The following is a 17,082-nucleotide window of genomic DNA, read 5'->3' as shown; positions in this document are numbered from 1 at the left end:
AAGTGTCACGGCCGGACGAAATTTCACCCATGTAGGCCGACTGAAATTTCCCCACCCCTTGCAGCAAGGCTGGAATCACCTCCTTACAGGCACGCGTAGATGTCTACCTAGCGCTCAGGGTCACGGTGGGCAGACGGGTAAGGCGCAAAGAGACCTGCTCGCTTCTTCTCTTTCAACCTGATGTAGACACCGCCCCTTGCCAGGGATTCGGTGTCTCTGATTGCGCAGGCGCTGCCGGAGGCGCCGCCCCCGCAGGTAGTTCAAGGGCGCGGCGACGAGCTTGCGCACCAGCGGCATCACGCCGCCTCCCATCTCCCACGCGTGGAGCCCCTCGACGAAGTGCTTGACGGCCACGGCCGGGAGGCCCACCAGGTTCTCCTGGCCGAGCGTCCCCACCCCCTCGTGGTGACCCAGGGAAGCGAACTGGCCGCGCAGGCGGAACGCAAAGGGCTGCTCCGGCTGGCCGCTCAGCCGCCGCAGGATGTTCTCGGCCGCCGCCTTTCCCATTTGCACGGCTGCCTGGCCCGTCGGCGGGACCTCGCGCCCCGAGACGGGATCGGTGAAGGAGGCCGCATCGCCGATCACGTAGATGCGGTCGTCGCTGACACTGCGCAGGAAGGCATCGACCCTGGCCCGGCCGCGCCCGCCCAGCTCCAGTCCGGCCTCCGCCAGCAGCGAGTGCCCGCGCACCCCGCCGGCCCAGACCAGGAGGTCGTAACCGATCTCGCGGCCGTCCTGCAGGTAGACGTGCGTCGCATCGGCGGTGACGATGGGGCTTCCGGTCACGAGCCGGATGCCCTTCTCCTCCAGAATCCGCCGGGCGACGCGCACCAGGTCGGGGGGGAAGCCGGCCATGATGTCAGGCGCCGCCTCCAGGATGGTCACCCACAGCCGCCCGGGGTGCTCGTCGGCCAGCTCGGCCGCGAGTTCCACGCCGGTCAGCCCGCCTCCCACCACCAGCACCCGCGCCGAGTCGCCGCCGCCGTCATCCCGTGTGTTCGCCCGCTGGTCCCCCGCACCGGTTTCCACCAGCGCGCGCACCCGCTCCCGCACCTGCCGCGCGGCGTGCGGGCTGCCGATGGTGAGCGCGTGCTGCGGGATGCCGGGCAGCCCGAAGTACTCGGGTTCGCTGCCCAGGGCGAAGACCAGGAGGTCGTACACCAGCGGGCCGGAGATCTTGAGCTCCACCCGCCGTTCGGCGGGGCGCAGCCCGGCCACGTGGTCGATGACCAGCCGTCCGGGCGGTGCGACCAGCCGGCGGAGGGGAATGCGCACCGTATCGGGGTCGTGGCCGGCCGCATAGGTGTGCAGTTCGGTGGTGAACCAGTGATAGCGGTCGCGGCTGACCAGCACCAGGTCGTGGCTCCGGGGCAGGCGATCCTGCAGTTCGAGGAAGCACGTCAGCCCGGCGTAGCCTGCCCCCAGCACCACCACGCGCCGCTTGGCATTCGCAGGCTGTTCGGTCAACGTCCGCACCTCTTCATCGCGGTCATCGCTTCTTAGTCTGCCCGGGCGTAATGCCGCCACCCCGGATGCACATTCCGCCAGAGCTCCCAGCCAACTCCCAGACTGCCCGCGGGGGCTGCTGCCCAAACTAAGACCGGTCCCGATGAGACTCCAACAACCCTTGCGAGGAGGAGTTTCAGGATGGCGAAGGGTACGCAGCCTGGCGGGAACAACAACACCGCGCAGCACGCTGCCCAGCGGAACTCGGCTTCGATGCAGCGGGCGGCCGGCAAGGCCAACCAGACCAACTACGAGTTCGGCTCGCTGGGCGGCGGCCAGCAGGCCGGCCAGCAGTCGGGCGCCCAGCTCTCGGGCAGCAACATCACCGGGGTCAGCGGCGCCCAGCATGCGGCCAAGCGCAATAACGCCTCCATGCAGCGTGCGGCCCAGAAGTCCAACCAGTAACGGGATCCGCGCAGGGCACCGGCTGCTCCTGGCAGCCGGTGCCTCTGCGCGCTTGCGCGGGCTCGCCGCGGCGTGGTATAAAAGTGAATGAGCGCTCACTTTTATTGAAAGTGAGGAGGGGGCTCCCGCCCCCTCCTCACCTCCACCCCCTGCCGGTGGATACGTTTCTGCCACGGGTCAGGCCGGCGGAGCCGGCCCTCCCCGTGAAGTCTCCGGGGTGCCAATTGGCTCTCGTGAGGGGAATCCTGTCCCCTCCTCACCTCCACCCCCTGCCAGTGGACACGTCTCTGCCACGGGTCAGGCCGGCGGACCCGGCCCTCCCCGTGAAGTCTCCGGGGTGCCAGTTGGCTCTCGTGAGGGGAATCCTGTCCCCTCCTCACCTCCACCCCCTGCCGGTGGACACGTCTCTGCCACGGGTCTGGCCGGCGGAGCCGGCCCTCCCCGTGAAGTCTCCGGGGTGCCAATTGGCTCTCGTGAGGGGAATCCTGTCCCCTCCTCACCTCCACCCCCTGCCAGTGGACACGTCTCTGCCACGGGTCAGGCCGGCGGACCCGGCCCTCCCCGTGAAGTCTCCGGGGTGCCAGTTGGCTCTCGTGAGGGGAATCCCGCCCCCTCCTCACCTCCACCCCCTGCTGGCCGGCGAAGCCGGCCCCCCGTGAAGTCGCCGGGGTGCCAGTTGGCTTTCGTGAGGGGAATCCTGTCCCCCAAAAGTTCTGAAGGGGTTGAGTGCGGTGCCCAAGGTGAGTCCGGCCCACAAGGAGCGGCGGCGCCAGGCCATCCTCAACGCCGCCCTGGAAGTCTTCATCACCAAGGGCTACCAGGCCGCCACCGTGGGCGACATCGCCCAGCAGGCCCAGCTCAGCGTCGGCGCCATCTACCGGTACTTCCCCACCAAGGCGGACCTGATGCTGACCCTGGTGCGTGAGCGGCTGGGCCGGGCGCCCGAGTTGTTCGCCCGGCTCACCGAGCGCGTGGACGACCCGTGGGAACGGCTGGTGCGCTGCGTCGAACTGTTCACCACCGCCCTGCGGGTGCGCCACCCGGGCACCGGCCGGCTGCTGCTGGTCACCATGGCCGAGGCCGTGCAGCACGGCGAGATCCGCCAGGCGCTTCACGACCGGTTCGCCGGGCTGGTGGGGTACGTCGCGGGCGTCATCGCCGAGGGCGTCGCCCGCGGGCGGTTCCGGCAGGATGTCGACCCGCAGCGCGTGGCCGCGCTGCTGCTGGCCATGGCGGACGGGGTCGCCATCTACTGGGTGACCGGAACGCCGCAAGTGGAGCTGAACGCCATGGGGCAGAGCCTGCTGGCGATGCTCCGTTCCTATTTGCTTCCTGAACCCCTGTAGGAGGAGTGAACGGTATGGAACGACGGGTAGTGGTCACCGGACTGGGGCTGATCTCGCCCCTGGGCAACAGCGTGCAGGCCAACTGGGAAGCGGCGGTGGCGGGCCGTTCGGGGATCGGCCCGATCACCCGGTTTGACGCGTCCCGCCTGTCGACCCGGTTCGCCGGCGAGGTACGCGGCTTTGACCCGGCAACGGTGATGGATCCGAAGGAGGTCCGTCGGTACGATCCCTTCATCCACTACGCCCTGGCCGCCGCGGCCGAGGCGGTGCAGGACGCGGGCCTCACCTTCGAAGGCGAGCTGGCCGAGCGCACCGGCGTCGTGTTCGGCAGCGGCATGGGCGGCCTGGAAGGGATCGTGGAGAACGCGCTGATCCTGCAGGAGCGCGGCCCCAGGCGGATCTCGCCCTTCTTCGTTCCCCGCTGTATCATCAACAGCGCCGCCGGGCTGATCTCGATGAAGTACGGCGTGTACGGGCCCAACTACGGCACCGTATCGGCCTGCGCCTCGGCCGGGCACGCCATCGCCGACGCCATGCACATCATCCGGCGGGGCGATGCGGACGTGATGATCACCGGCGGCACCGAGGCCACCATCACGGAGCTGGCGTTTGCCGGCTTCAACTCCGCCAAGGCGCTCTCGACCCGGAACGATGATCCCCAGGGGGCCTCCCGCCCCTTCGACGTGGACCGGGACGGCTTCGTGATGAGCGAGGGCGCGGGCTGCCTCGTGCTGGAGGAACTGGAGCACGCCAAGCGGCGCGGCGCCCGGATCTACGCCGAGCTGGCCGGCGCCGGCATGTCGGGGGACGCCTACCACATCACCGCCCCGCATCCTGAGGGGCTGGGCGCCGTGCTGGCGATGAGGGGCGCCCTGCGCAGCGCCCGCCTTAATCCGGAAGACGTGGGCTACATCAACGCGCACGCCACCTCCACCGACCTGGGCGACGTGCAGGAGAGCAAGGCGATCGAGCAGGTCTTCGGCGACCACGCCCGCAAGCTGGCGGTCTCGGGCACCAAGTCCATGCACGGCCACCTGCTGGGGGCGGCCGGCGCGATCGAGTCGATCCTGACGGTCCTCTCCCTCCACCACCAGGTGCTGCTGCCGACCATCAACCTGCACCAGCCCGATCCGGAGTGCCGGCTGGACTACGTGCCCCACACCGCCCGGGAGGTGCGGGGCGTGCAGGCCGCGCTCTGCAACAACTTCGGCTTCGGCGGCACCAACGTGTCGCTGGCGTTCCGCCGCTTCGCCTAGCGCCGCTGCGCCGGGCGCGGTCACGTCCGGCGCAGCACGGCCTACCGCCCCTCCGCCGCCCGGATGCGCCGCATGATCGACGGGTGGGAGTAGCTCAGCAGCTCCACCAGCGGCGGCGGCGACACGTCACCCGGGTTGGCCCGGGCCAGCTTCTGGAAGCTCTGCACCAGCGCCCTGGGGTTCTGCGTGAGCTCCAGGGCGTATCTGTCTGCCCGCACCTCCGCCCGGCGGGAGAGCGCCGCCTGCGCCGGCCCGCCGGCGATGTCGCAGAGGCTGAGGAAGAGCATGAGCAGGGCGAGGCCCCGGGGCGCGTGGGGCGCCTTCAGCCCCAGCGGAGAGACGTCCCGCATCGCGCCGAGCATCCAGGCCGCCAGGCCCATGGCGGCCGCGTTCAGCACCGCCTGCAGCGCCCATCCCCTGAACAGGTCGCCGTGCACGGCGTGGGAGAGCTCATGCGCCAGCACCGCCTCCACCTCCGCCGGCGACAGCTCCCGGAGCAGGGTGTCGTAGAGCAGCACCTGCTTGGTGGGGCCGATGCCGGCGACCATCGCGTTGATCCGGCTGGACTCCTCCCCCACCCGCAGTTCGGCCACCTTCTCCACCCGCACGCCCGCCCGGTCAGCCAGCCCCTGGATCATCGCCAGTACCTGGGGATCGGTCACGGGCCGCACGGGGTGGAAGAGGGGAAGCAGGAGCACGGGATAGAGCACCGCCAGCAGCAGGCTGTATCCGGCCATGACCAGGCTGGCGCCCGCCCACCACCGTCGGGGACTCCGCCGGATGAGGGCGTAGAGCGCCAGCCAGAGCAGCACCGAGATGACCAGCCCCACGGCCTCCCCCAGCAGGTGATCGCCCAGCCAGGCCCAGGCGCTCTGCCGGGTGAGGCCGTAAGCGCGCTCGTGGGCATGGCCCAGGTAATACGCGAAGGGAAGCTCCACCGCGGCGGTGACGGCTCCCGCCCCCACCGCCACCCACGCGACCTGCCGCGGCCACCGGCCCCGACCGCGCGCCTCCCATCGGGCCAGCAGCCGGGTCCCGGCCGGGTGGAAGCAGAGCAGGGCGAGGGCGCCGAGGGATGCCAGGGTCTTCAGGCTGGCGGCCAGCCGGGCCTCCCTGGCGAAGCGGCGCCCCTGCTCCAGCAGGGCTTCCGGGAAGTAGTTCAGGGCCTCTCCGTCCAGCGGGCGCGGCTCCAGCGTGGCGAAGAGGAGCAGCAGGATGAGCCCCGTCCCGACAGCAAGCAGCAGAGTCCAGAGCCCCTTCAGGGCCAGGGTGGGCTCACGCACGGGCAGCCACCTCCGGGGAGTCCGAGTCTACCCCCTCTCTATGCGGCTCGTCCCCCGGGATAGACGCGCCGGCCCGATGGGCGCCCGGATCGTACGGACCGGGCCTCGCCCCGGCCCGTGGCTCAGTCGGTCGGCGGCGGGGATCCGTGCGGTCGGACGGGCTCGACCGGTACCTCGGGCTGGCCCGGAACGCCCTGGCGAACAGGTTCGCCGGCCATCCCGGGCGGACCCGGCGCGTCCGGCACGTCGGGCACCGCCCGCACCCGGTCGATGCGGTGCCCGTCCATGCGCTCCACCCGCAGCCGCCATCCGCCGAGGGCCACCTCGTCGCCCTCGGAAGGGATGGCGCCCAGGTTGTACAGGATGTACCCCGCCAGGGTCTCGTACTCGGGGCTGCGGGGGATGGAGATGCCCAGCCGCTCGGCCACCTCGTCGACCGGATCGCCCGCGTCCAGCTCCATCTCGCCCTGCTCCGGTCCCTGCACCGGCTCGTCCGCGATCTCCCCGATGATCTCCTCCAGCAGGTCTTCCATGGTGACCAGCCCCGCCACGCCGCCGTACTCATCGACGACCACGGCCAGTTGCTCGTCGGCGGCCTGCATCTCCTTCAGCAGGCTGAGGGCCGGCTTGGACTCCGGCACGAACCAGGCGGGGCGCATGACGTCCGCCACCCGGCGGCCGTCCGCCTGCACGCCCACGTGCCGCAGCAGGTCCTTGACGGTGACCATGCCGACGATGTCGTCGTAGTCTTCCCGGTAGACCGGGTAGCGCCAGAAGCCGTGGCGGCGGACCTCGGCCAGCGCGGCGGAGAGCGGGTCGTCCTGGTGCAGGCAGGCCATGTCCGTGCGCGGGACCATCACCTGCCGCACCGTGCGGTCGCCGAAGGAGAAAACGCCGGCGATCATCCGCTTCTCCGCCTCCTGGAGCCCCTTGTTCTCGGCGACGTAGAGCCGCAGCTCCTCTTCCGAGATGGACGGCTCCGCCGGCTCGGCCCGGCCGCCCAGGAGCCGCACGACCAGGTTGGTGGATGCGGTGAGCAGCGCGACGAAGGGCCGGGTGAGCCGGGCGATCAGCACCACCGGGCGGGCCACCAGCAGGGCGACCCGCTCCGGCGACTGCAGCGCGATCCGCTTCGGCACCAGCTCCCCCAGCACCAGGGTGAGGTAAGAAAGGAGCAGCGTCACCGCGACCACCGCCGCGCTGGCGGCCACGGCCGGACTGAGGCCCAGCCGCTGCAGCACTGCGCCCAGGTCCGCAGAGAGGCCGACGGCCGCGGAGGCGCTGGCCAGGAAGCCCGCCAGCGTGATCCCCACCTGGATCGTCGCCAGGAACCGGCTCTGGTCCTTCATCAGCTGGAGCACCGCCCAGGCCGCCTGGCTGCCCTGCTCGGCCAGCTGCCGGATGCGGACGGGCCGGGCGGAGACGACCGCGATCTCCCCGGCTGCGAAGAACGCGTTGATCAGGATCAGGCCGAAGATCAGCCCCAGCGCCCGCCAGTGCTGCACAGCCGTCCCTCCGGGTGGCTACGATCCCGACGCGGCCGCCTCCTGGCGCACGCGCTTCAGGGCGGCGCTCCAGGCGATGAGCTGATCCAGCATGGTGTTGAGCGCGGGCAGATGCATCTCTTCGTTGGGCTTGAACACCTTGAAGTCCTCAAAGTCGGTGAACAGGGAGAGCGACACCTGCTGCCGCACGTCGGCCACCTGCAGCTCCGCCATGATGGCGCGCAGATTCTCGATGGCCCGCGCGCCGCCCAGGCTGCCGTAGCCGACAAAGGCTGCCGCCTTGTTGTTCCACTCCAGGTACAGATAGTCGATCGCGTTCTTCAGCGCTCCGGATGTGGCGTGGTTGTACTCCGGCGTGACGAAGATGAACCCGTCCAGGGCGTCAATCTTCTCGGACCAGCGACGGGTGTGCTCGTGCTGGTAGTTCTTCCCGAAAGACGGCGGCACCGGCTCGTCGTACATGGGCAGGTTGAAGTCCTTCAGGTCCACGAGTTCGAACTCGGCGTCGGTCCGCTTGCGGGCGTGCTCGTACACCCAGCGGGCCACGGCCTCGCCGTTGCGCCCCGGGCGCGTGCTGCCGATGATGATCCCGATTCTGACCACGGTCTTTCCCCCTACGTACTTCTCCTGGCGGAACCTGGTCCACGCCCTTCAGGGTATGGTCGCTCGGGCACCCCGCACGGCGGGGTCCGCCCCGTACGGGAACAGTGTCACCGGCGCAGGTTGCCGATATGCGTTCAGGCGGGGCCTGCCGTGGCCCCGCCTGAACGCTCTTCCTGCATCGTTATGCCGTCGTCCGGGAAGCCCCCTCGTTGGCCGGGCAGTACCGGCCAAACCAGCGGAGGATCCTGTGGAACCGGTCCACCCGCAGCACCGGCGGCCCCTGCCGGGTCAGGTCGTGGTTCGACCGGGGATGGCGCACCAACTCCGTGGGCGCCTGGCCGTAGAACTTGATCGCCATGTAGAACTGCTCCGCCTGCTCGATGGGGCAGCGGTAGTCGAACTCCGAGTGCATGATGCAGATCGGCGTCCTGACGTTCTTCACGTAGGCCAGGGGGGAGATCCGCCAGAGCGCCTGCACCCCCTCGGGCGACCAGGGGTCCTCCACCTTGTGCTGGATCTGATTGAAGAACGGCCCGAAGTCCGGGGTGCCGCTGAAGGAGACCCAGTTGCAGATCGAGCGGTGGGTGATGGCCGCGGCGAAGCGGTCTGTCTGGGTCACGATCCAGTTGGTCATGAACCCGCCGTAGGAGCCGCCGGTGACGGCCAGCCGCTTCTCGTCCACCCAGCCGAAGGTGAGGACGTGGTCCACGGCGTCCATCAGGTCGTTGAAGTCCCGGTTGCCGTAGTCGCCTCGGACGGCATCCACGAAGGCCTGCCCGTAGCTGGTGGAGCCCCGGGGGTTCATGAAGAGCACGGCGTAGCCCGCCGCGGCCAGAAGCTGGATCTCCTGGTAGAAGGCGTGCCCGAAGCAGGTATGCGGCCCGCCGTGGATCTCCAGCACCAGCGGGTACTTCGTCCCGTCCTCAAAGCCCACCGGCTTCATGAGCCAGCCATGCAGATCCCAGCCGTCCCGGGCCTTGAAGTTGAGCTCCTGCACCTCCGGCCACTCGATCTCGGCGAAGAGCTTCTCGTTCACGGCGGTGAGCCGCCGCTCCTCGCCCGTGACCATGTCGTACACGTAGATGTCGCCGATCTCGAACATGGATCCGGCCACGAAAGCCAGCCGCCGACCGCTGCGGTCGAAGGTGCCGCCGTAGATCTCCCGCTCGCCCCCGACCAGGATCTGCGGCCGGCCGCCGCTGGTCGGGAAGGCGCAGACCGAGCACGCGCCGCGCACGACCACGGGCAGATAGATCCTCTGGCCGTCCGGCGACCAGGTGAACGTCACGCCCCCGCCGCCGGGCCGGACGTCGGCGCCGACGCTGTTGCCGATCTCCAGGTCGTGGTGCGTCAGGATCCGGGGCTCGCCCCCTTCTGCCGGGTAGAGGTAGATCCGGGGCAGCGTGGCGTTCTGGAACTCATTTTCGTGGCCGATGGCGGCCAGCGTTGCGCCGTCCGGCGAGAAGCGGGCGGCGTGGAACGGGCCGATGCCGCCGGTGACGTTCCGGGGCGCGAACGCGGCCTCGGCCTCCTCGGCGGCCTTCCGGAGCCGTTCGGACAGGGCCTTCGCCTCTTCCTCTCCGGGCTCCTCCGCCCCGGGCTCCGGCGGGGCCACCGACGCCCGGGCTGCAGGCGAGTCAGGATCCGGCACCGGCGTGATGAAGATGTCCCGGATCCGGAAGGACTCGTCCGCGGTCCGGTTGGCGGCGAAGGCGATGAACCGGCCGTCAGGCGACCACGCGGCGCCGCCGTGGTCGTAACTGCCCCAGGTCACCTGCACCGGCTTGGGCATGGGCTCATCCGGGGCCGGGACGGGCACGACCCAGATCTGCGCCCAGCGATCGGGCCGGATGCCGCCCGCGTCGCTGCGCCAGCGCATGATGGTGAACGTGCGGGCCTCATCCTTCGCCTTCTTCTCCTCCGCCTTCTTGTCGGCCTCGCTCTTGGACCGGGTCAGCAGGTCCCGCCGGTCGTCGGGCCCCACGGCGGACGTGAACGCGATGTACCGGCCGTCGGGGGACCAGACCGGGTCGCCCGCCCCGTGGCGCATCTGGGTGAGCTGCCGGGCCTCGCCGCCGTGCCGGTCGATCAGCCAGATCTGCCGGTCGCCGCCCCGGTCGGAGACGAAGGCCAGGGTGCGGCCGTCCGGCGACCAGCGGGGCGACGTGTCGTTCTTGGGCCCCCGGGTGAAGGGCACGGGCTGGCCTCCGCTCGCCGGCACCAGCCAGATGTGCGAGCGCGGCTCCTTCGATTCGGGGTCGATGTGCGTGCGGACGAATGCGACGACCTCGCCGTCGGGCGAGATCTGCGGGTCGCTCACGGTCACGAACCGGTAGAGGTCCTCCGGAACCAGGCGTCGCTTCGGTGCGGGCAAGGTTGCATCCTCCTTTGCGGGGAACTCCCTCTCTTTCTTAGGCAGCCGCCCGCTCGCTCCCTGCCCGGGCCGGGAACTGTTACTCCGGCCGCCCGCCGCGCGGACTTGCGTCCGCCCGGCGGCCCTGCGCTCCCAGCCGGCCTGCGTTTCGGCGGCCTTGCGCTCCCAGCGGCCCTGCGCTCCCAGCCGCCCTGCGTTCCCGGTCGTCCTGCGTTTCCTGCCGCCCCGCACGCCCCGCGACCCTGCGCTTCCGGCGGCCCTGCGCCCCCCCGGCGGCCGGGGACGGCGGGGGGAAAGAGGGTTGGCGCCGCGCCGAGTCGAAGTGGCTGGGGTGCCGTGCATACCCCCACTTCACCGGGAACTTCGAAAGGAGAACCGCACGTGACGGAAAGACGATTCCCTGCCACGTTCCTGGAGCGCCCTAACCGCTTCGTCGCCCGGGTCCGCCTGGAGGACGGGCGGGAGGTGCGGGTGCACGTGGCCTCCTCGGGCCGCATGAAGGAGCTCTTGCTGCCGGGGGCGGCGGTGATCGTGGCCCTGCGGGACGACGCACCTGAACCGGAGCGCCCGGCAGCTGACACGCCCGGGCGCAAGACCGTCGGCAGGCTCCTCATGGTCCGGACCGGCGCCACCTGGGTCTCAGTGGACACATCCCTGCCCGGCCGGCTCTTTCACCGGGCGGTGGCCGAGGGGACCTGCCCCCCGTTTGCCGGCTATACCGATGTGCGACCGGAGTACCGCTACGGCGACAGCCGCATCGACTTCCTGCTGATGGCGCCGGACCGGCCCCCGTGCCTGGTGGAGGTGAAGTCGGTCACCTCCGTGCTGACCGACGCCCACGGGGTCCGGGTGGCCCGCTTCCCCGACGCGCCGACGGCCCGCGGCGCCCGCCACCTGGGCGAACTGGCCGGGGCCGTGCGGGAGGGGTACCGGGCGGCCGTCTGCTTCATCGCGCAGCGCAGCGACGCCCAGGCGTTCGGGCCGTGGGACGAGATCGACCCGTTCTTCGGCGAGACCCTGCGGACGGTGGCGCAGGCCGGGGTGGAGATCCGCGCCTTCGTCATGCACGTGGCGCCGGAAGGCGCGGTGCTGGGCGGGGAGCTGCCTGTGCGGCTGGACCGCTGAGACCGGGACACGGCCCGTCCAGACGGCCCCGAACCCTTTCCCACCGGGGCGGTGTGATCAGTTTTGGGTGTCGATCAGTAACAACTAAAGTGCTCTCATGGCATAATAAGGGCAAAGCCTTTTCTTGGCATCTCAGCAGCCGGAGGTAGCTCCCATGCGCAGAAGGATCCGTTCCCGTATTGCCCTGAAGCTCCTGGCCTCGCCGATCGTCCTCATCGCGCTCCTGATCGGCATGGGATTCGTGAGCCGGCTCACCACGCAGACGGTGCTGCGGGAGCTGGCCGCCATCGACCAGAGCTACGCGCTGGCCATCGGGGCCCAGGCGCTTCAGGCCGACCTGCTGCGGGAGGCCAGCGGTATCAGCAACTACGTGCTCTACCGCGACTCCCGCGACTTCGCCGAGTACCTGAACGCCAACAAGCGGGTGGGGGACACGCTCGCCCAGCTGCTGAACATGGCGGAGGACGAGGCCGTCCGGCAGCAGCTGCAGGGCATCCAGGAGGCGCACACGGCCTACGTCGACGCGGTCGAGAGAATCCGGAAGGAGCTCCGGGGCCGCAACGACTCGCAGGCGATCGTCATCATGCGGATGGACGCCGTTCCGGCGATGACGAAGATGACCGCGGACGTGGACAGTCTGGTGGCGTCCCTGACCGAAGGGGCCTCGTCTGATCTCTCGGGCTCCCGCACGCTGGCCCGCTACATGGATATCGGCGTGATTGCGGCCTCCGTCGCTGCGGTGGTCGCGGGCGTGGCGGTGGCCCTGGTGATGTCCCGCAAGCTCAGCCGGCCGATCCGGCACCTGGCGACGGCGGCGGCGGAGATCGCCGCCGGCAACCTGACCGATCAGGAGCTGGCCATCACCACACGGGATGAGATCGGCGACACGATCCGCGCCTTCAACGAGATGGCACGGAACCTGCACGACGTGCTGCTCAGCGTGAGCCAGAGCGCCGAGTCGGTGAAGGCCGCCTCCGCGGCGCTCTCCGGCTCCGCCCGGTCCTCGGCGGAGGCCGCGGCGGCCTCGGCCAGTGCGATCGCGCACGTGGCGGAGGGTGCGTCCCGGCAGGCGCAGGAGACGGCCGAAGTGAGCACGACGGTGGCGCGGCTGCAGGAGGTGGTCGGCTCCCTCGCCGAGGCTGCGGCCCGGTCGGTGTCCGACATCCAGCAGGCGACCGAACTGCTCAACAAGATGGCCGCGGGACTGGACCAGATGGCGCAGCGGGTCTGGAGCACCGCCGAAGGCGCCTCCCTGGCCATGGAACAGGCCCGGTCCGGCGCCCAGGTGGTGGAGCGGACGCTGCACGAGATGGCGGCCGCCGACGAGGTGGTGGCCCGGGCGGCCCAGCGCCTGAGGGAGCTGGCAGACCTCTCCGGCCAGATCGGCAGCATCAGCGGGGCGATCGGGGAGATCGCCGACCAGACCAACCTGCTGGCCCTGAACGCGGCCATCGAGGCCGCGCGGGCCGGCGAGCACGGCCGGGGGTTCGCCGTGGTCGCGGATGAGGTGCGGAAGCTGGCTGAGCGGTCGGCGGCCTCGGCCGAGGAGATCACGGCGCTCATCGGGCGGATCCAGCAGGGCACCGCCGACGCCGTGGCGGCCATGGAGGCCGGTACGGCCAGACTCGCCGCGGGCAACCAGCTGGCCGCCGAGGCCGGCGACTCCCTGGAGACGATACTGGAGGCCGTGCAGAAGGCAACAGCCAACATGGAGGACGCGGCCCGGGAGGTGGACAGGGTCAAGGCGATGTCCGCCGAAGCGCTGGCCACCTTCCAGGCGGTGGCCGGGACAGTCCGGTCCAACAGCGAGGCCAGCGGGGAGCTGTCGGCCGGCACGGCGCAGGTGTCCGCGGCGGTGAACCGCATCGCCCAGGTGTCGCAGGAGAACGCCGCGGCCGCCGAACAGGTAGCCGCCTCGGTGGAGGCGATGAACACCTCGGCCGATCAGGTGGCGGAAGCCGCGCAGCAGCTGGCACAGACGGCGGAGGCGCTGGAGGCGCAGGTGAAGCGGTTCCGGATCTGACGTTGGCGCGCTGCTCCAGGCGCCGCCGGAACGGTGCCGGATCCGACGTCGGCGCGCCGCTCCAGGCGCCGCCGGAATGGTTCCGAATGTGACGTCGGAGCACCGCGCCAGGCGCCGCCGGAGCGGTGCCGGATCAAGTGTAGACGGCGGGAACGGCCCACAGAGACCGTTCCCGCCTTTTTCGCTGCGTCATCCCTGCCCCGCCTCGTCGCCCTCCTTCCGCGGTGCCCCGTCCCGCTCAGGCCTCACCGCCAGCGCCGCTCCCCGCTGCTGCCGGTCCCCGTTCCGGGCTCTGCGATATGTCTGCGCTTCCATCCCGCCGGATGAGCCGCCACGTGCCGAACTCGTACTCCGGGACGGGCGGGGGCGGTGTGTCATACGCCGGAGCCCCGGGTGTACCTGCCGCCTCCGCCTGCGGCGGGACTCCCCCTGTCCTTCCCGGGGGGGCCGGGGAGGCCGGTGGCGCCAGGGGCCCCGCTGGTGCCGGTTGCTCCAGGGGCCCCGTGGGGGCCGGTTGCACCGCGGACGCCGTCTCCCTGAGCGCGGGGCGCAGGATGATCACATCGCCATGGGTCACCCGGCGCACAGCCGAAACGCCTTCTCCTCTTGACCTCGCCACGCCGGACTCACCTCCGCTCCAGTCTATGACCGCCCCGCTCGGGCGCCGCGCGGGTCGATTTTTCTGATCTTGACTTTCTTTGACCTTGGGTGCTAGAATGGTGCTGGCAGGGGAGTGGGAAGGGATTCCCAGCCCTGCCCACTACACAACAGAAAGGGGTATGGCGAATGTTCTACCCGATGCGTCAGTGGAACCCGTTCGACGTGTTCGACCGGATGCTTTCCCAGTGGCAGCAGCACGTCCTGGGTAGCCTCTGGCCTGCCGTACCCTCTCTTCCTTCCCTGGATCAGATGGACGTGCAGCAGGGCGATCAGGACGCCGTGATCCGGATCGAAGTGCCGGGCATCAGCCCCGAGGACCTGTCCGTGACCGTGGACGGGAACATGCTCACCATCCGCGCCGTTCACCGCGCCATCCCGATGGGCGGTGAGGAAGGCGGTGCGCAGGGCGTGGCCACCTACCAGCGGTCCTTCACGCTGCCGCCCAGCGTCGACGCCGACAAGATCACCGCCCGCTACCACCACGGGGTGCTGGAGATCCGGCTGCCGCGGACCCAGGGCCAGGGCGGCCGGCAGATCCCCATCGACCTGGCGTGACCCGCCTCTAGGATCCCGGAACCCGGACTGAAGCGGCCCGCCCCTCATCAGGGGCGGGCCGCTTTCTATTCCTCCGGCACCCGCAGCACCGTCAGGTACCCGCCGTCGAAGAAGGCCACGTGCCGGCCGTCGGGGCTCGCGGTCAGCTCCTGGATGGCACCCTGGGCCAGGATGCGCTCCTCCTCGCCCCGCTGGTTGAACAGAACCAGCTCGTTGGGCAGCAACTGCCCCGTCAGGGCGGCCCGTCCACCGGCCACCAACTGTGCGCCCTCCACCGACCACGTCCCGCTCAGGTCCACCAGAGCACCGCCGCCCAGGGGGACCCAGCCGTAGCCCGCGCCGTCCGACGGCCGCGCCCAGGCCACCAGCGCCGCCTCATCCGCGACGCCCAGGATCACGATCGTCACGTCCCCCTCCACGGGGTCGCCCATGGGCGCAATCGTGCCCGCCTCCAGGTCGATCAGGCAGGGCCGGGGCCCGCGGAGCCGGGTCGTCTCATACCCCTCCCACGGACCGTCCAGCCGGACGGTGGTCCGCTCGCCGCAGACGACCGCCAGCCGCTCACCGTCCGGCGACCACACCGGGTGCGCGTAGAACGTGAGCCCGTCTATGGCGAAGTAGGTCACCCGGCCGGTCTCCGGGTCCAGCACTCCCACCCGCTCCCCGTAGGGCGGCTCCTCCCACTCCTCCGGGATGCGCGGGTAGAAGAGGTCCGCCGGCACCGAGAGGAAGGCCAGGCGCTTCCCGTCCGGCGACCAGACGCCCCGGTGGCTGTAGTAGCCGGGCTCGGCGAAGGTACCTGCCGGGTTGCCGTCCCGGTCCAGGAAATAGAACCCCGGCACCGGGTCGGTGCGGACGGACTGGACCAGGAAGCGGCTGCCGTCCGGGGACCAGGAATCGAACATATGACTGCCGCCGAAGTTCGGCGCCTGCGGCTCCGATACGGCCCCGGTCTCCCGGTCGACGAAGGTGCGGTCGAAACCGTGGAAAGAGTACACCACGGCGCGCCCGGCGTCAGGGCTCAGCAGCAGGTGCCAGCGGTCCCAGTACGGCAGATCTTCCGGATCGTGGCCCGGACCGGGCTCCAGGCCGCCTCCCGCGAGCGACACCGCCCCGTAGCGCGCCTCGCCCCCGGCCTTGGCGTAAACCCAGACCGCGTCCGGGCTCAACCACCACGCGCTCCCTGACTCGTCGAACGGGCCCAGCCGGAAGCCGCCGGGGATCTCCTCCCGCACCGGCGCTCCCGGACTGCCCGGGTCCTCCGCCCCGGCCGGGCCCTGAGCCGCCTGCGGTTCCTGACCCGCAACGGCCGGCGGTTCCTGACCCGTCGGTTCGGGCAAGCCCGCCGCCCCGGGCGCACATCCGGCCATGAGCGTCATCAAGCCAACCAGGCAACCCGCCAACCACCGCCGCATCACGATCACCCCTTCTGAAAGGTTGGACGGTTCGGGGGAGTGTGCGGGTTCCACCGCACCCCGCGGTGGTCGTCGCCGATCCCGTCTGCCCCGTGCAAGGTCGAACTGCGACGGATTTCCACTTGTGGCCCGGGCGAAGTGGAAATCTGCCGCACTTCGGCGGCGGTCCAGCCGCATCCCGAATCGTAGATAGGTGAAGGAGTCGTCCCGGAAGACCAACTGCGATGGATTGCCACTTGCGGCACGGACGAAGTGGAAATCTGCCGCACTTCGACGGCGGCCCAGCCGCATCCCGAATCGTTGATAGGTGAAGGAGTCGTCCCGGAAGACCAACTGCGACGGATTGCCACTTGCGGCCCGGACGAAGTGGAAATCTGCCGCACTTCGGTGGCGGCCCAGCCGCATCCCGAATCGTTGATGAATGAAGGAGCCCGCGTCGGCCACCGCGCAGCCGCAACCCAGATGGTCATGGACACGCCAGGCGACTGGCCCGCCCCGGCCGGCGCGTGTACAATGGCAGGAGAACCACCGGGCAAAGGGGAGGGGTTGGCCGTGCAGCCGATCACGGTGTTCTACGACGGTTGGTGCCCGCTCTGCACAGCGGCCCGGCAGCGGCTGGCCCGGCTCGACTGGCTGGGGCGGCTGGAGTTTGTGTCCATCCGGGACCCGGGCGTGGCCGAGCGAGCGGGTGTGGCGCCGGAGCGGCTCGCAGCCCGGCTGCACGTCCACAACCCCCGCACGGGACGCTGGGCGGAGGGCATCCGGGCGGTCGCCGCGATCGTCGCGCGCCTCCCCCTCCTCTGGCCGCTATGGCCGGTGCTGGTCCTGGCCGGCGTCACCGGGCTGGGGCAGCCCCTCTACGACTTCATCGCCCGCCGGCGGGCGATCGTGCCGGCCGGGCAGTGCGACGAGGCCGGCTGCCCGCTGCCGGGCCGGTGACAGCCTCCCAAAACAGACCAACCGACCCTCCCGCTCAGAGGGTCGGTTGATTTTGTCATCGCAGCTGCGGCCCGACGGTGCCCGTAG

13 protein-coding genes are annotated in these 17,082 nt (G+C 70.6%); 7 read left to right on the top strand and 6 right to left on the bottom strand.

Annotated elements, in window-relative coordinates:
• Positions 1-120: 120 nt before the first annotated feature.
• Positions 121-1,467 (bottom strand): NAD(P)/FAD-dependent oxidoreductase, encoded by a 1,347-nt coding sequence (locus ACZ5UM_RS09860; RefSeq protein ID WP_464843846.1) that lies wholly within the window; start codon positions 1,465-1,467, stop codon positions 121-123.
• A 180-nt stretch (positions 1,468-1,647) separates the two neighbouring features.
• On the opposite strand from ACZ5UM_RS09860, the gene ACZ5UM_RS09855 reads away from it, so the two are divergent.
• The 3 genes from ACZ5UM_RS09855 (at position 1,648) to fabF (ending at position 4,513) form a co-directional block, all read left to right on the top strand.
• Positions 1,648-1,911, top strand: coding sequence for a hypothetical protein (locus tag ACZ5UM_RS09855; RefSeq protein WP_464843845.1), 264 nt, complete (start codon positions 1,648-1,650; stop codon positions 1,909-1,911).
• 731 nt (positions 1,912-2,642) lie between these two features.
• Positions 2,643-3,257, top strand: coding sequence for a TetR/AcrR family transcriptional regulator (locus ACZ5UM_RS09850; protein WP_464843843.1), 615 nt, complete (start codon positions 2,643-2,645; stop codon positions 3,255-3,257).
• A gap of 14 nt (positions 3,258-3,271) precedes the next feature.
• On the top strand, positions 3,272-4,513 hold the full coding sequence (gene fabF, locus ACZ5UM_RS09845) for a beta-ketoacyl-ACP synthase II (RefSeq protein ID WP_464843842.1): 1,242 nt from the start codon (positions 3,272-3,274) through the stop codon (positions 4,511-4,513).
• Between the two features lie 41 nt (positions 4,514-4,554).
• Here fabF and ACZ5UM_RS09840 read toward each other — a convergent pair whose 3' ends face one another.
• From ACZ5UM_RS09840 to ACZ5UM_RS09825, 4 genes are all read right to left on the bottom strand, one after another.
• Positions 4,555-5,796 (bottom strand): M48 family metalloprotease, encoded by a 1,242-nt coding sequence (locus ACZ5UM_RS09840; protein WP_464843840.1) that lies wholly within the window; start codon positions 5,794-5,796, stop codon positions 4,555-4,557.
• Positions 5,797-5,918: 122 nt separating this feature from the next.
• On the bottom strand, positions 5,919-7,301 hold the full coding sequence (locus ACZ5UM_RS09835) for a hemolysin family protein (protein WP_464843839.1): 1,383 nt from the start codon (positions 7,299-7,301) through the stop codon (positions 5,919-5,921).
• 18 nt (positions 7,302-7,319) lie between these two features.
• Positions 7,320-7,904: an NADPH-dependent FMN reductase gene (locus ACZ5UM_RS09830; RefSeq protein ID WP_464843837.1), complete on the bottom strand. Its 585-nt coding sequence runs from the start codon at positions 7,902-7,904 to the stop codon at positions 7,320-7,322.
• Positions 7,905-8,085: 181 nt separating this feature from the next.
• On the bottom strand, positions 8,086-10,278 hold the full coding sequence (locus tag ACZ5UM_RS09825; RefSeq protein ID WP_464843835.1) for a S9 family peptidase: 2,193 nt from the start codon (positions 10,276-10,278) through the stop codon (positions 8,086-8,088).
• Between the two features lie 381 nt (positions 10,279-10,659).
• Between ACZ5UM_RS09825 and sfsA the strand changes: the two genes are divergently transcribed.
• From sfsA to ACZ5UM_RS09810, 3 genes are all read left to right on the top strand, one after another.
• A complete protein-coding gene (gene sfsA, locus ACZ5UM_RS09820) occupies positions 10,660-11,403 on the top strand; it encodes a DNA/RNA nuclease SfsA (protein ID WP_464843833.1) in 744 nt (247 codons plus the stop codon).
• A 154-nt stretch (positions 11,404-11,557) separates the two neighbouring features.
• Positions 11,558-13,426: a methyl-accepting chemotaxis protein gene (locus tag ACZ5UM_RS09815; protein WP_464843831.1), complete on the top strand. Its 1,869-nt coding sequence runs from the start codon at positions 11,558-11,560 to the stop codon at positions 13,424-13,426.
• A gap of 786 nt (positions 13,427-14,212) precedes the next feature.
• Positions 14,213-14,641, top strand: a complete 429-nt coding sequence (locus ACZ5UM_RS09810; protein WP_464843829.1) for an Hsp20/alpha crystallin family protein — start codon at positions 14,213-14,215, stop codon at positions 14,639-14,641.
• A gap of 65 nt (positions 14,642-14,706) precedes the next feature.
• On the opposite strand, the gene ACZ5UM_RS09805 is transcribed toward ACZ5UM_RS09810, so the two are convergent.
• Positions 14,707-16,056: a hypothetical protein gene (locus ACZ5UM_RS09805; RefSeq protein ID WP_464843827.1), complete on the bottom strand. Its 1,350-nt coding sequence runs from the start codon at positions 16,054-16,056 to the stop codon at positions 14,707-14,709.
• A gap of 552 nt (positions 16,057-16,608) precedes the next feature.
• Between ACZ5UM_RS09805 and ACZ5UM_RS09800 the strand changes: the two genes are divergently transcribed.
• A complete protein-coding gene (locus tag ACZ5UM_RS09800; protein ID WP_464843825.1) occupies positions 16,609-16,995 on the top strand; it encodes a thiol-disulfide oxidoreductase DCC family protein in 387 nt (128 codons plus the stop codon).
• The last annotated feature ends 87 nt before the right edge of the window (positions 16,996-17,082 follow it).

This window comes from Symbiobacterium ostreiconchae (assembly GCF_055396975.1).
The sequence above is the reverse complement of the archived record's forward strand: the minus strand, read 5'-3'. Positions and strand labels throughout refer to the sequence as shown.

Excerpts from the sequence above, each read along its gene's own strand:
- ACZ5UM_RS09855 (WP_464843845.1), top strand. The coding sequence starts at position 1,648 with ATGGCGAAGGGTACGCAGCCTGGCGGGAACAACAACACCGCGCAGCAC.
- fabF (WP_464843842.1), top strand. The coding sequence starts at position 3,272 with ATGGAACGACGGGTAGTGGTCACCGGACTGGGGCTGATCTCGCCCCTG.
- ACZ5UM_RS09815 (WP_464843831.1), top strand. The coding sequence starts at position 11,558 with ATGCGCAGAAGGATCCGTTCCCGTATTGCCCTGAAGCTCCTGGCCTCG.
- ACZ5UM_RS09810 (WP_464843829.1), top strand. The coding sequence starts at position 14,213 with ATGTTCTACCCGATGCGTCAGTGGAACCCGTTCGACGTGTTCGACCGG.
- ACZ5UM_RS09805 (WP_464843827.1), bottom strand. The coding sequence starts at position 16,056 with ATGCGGCGGTGGTTGGCGGGTTGCCTGGTTGGCTTGATGACGCTCATG.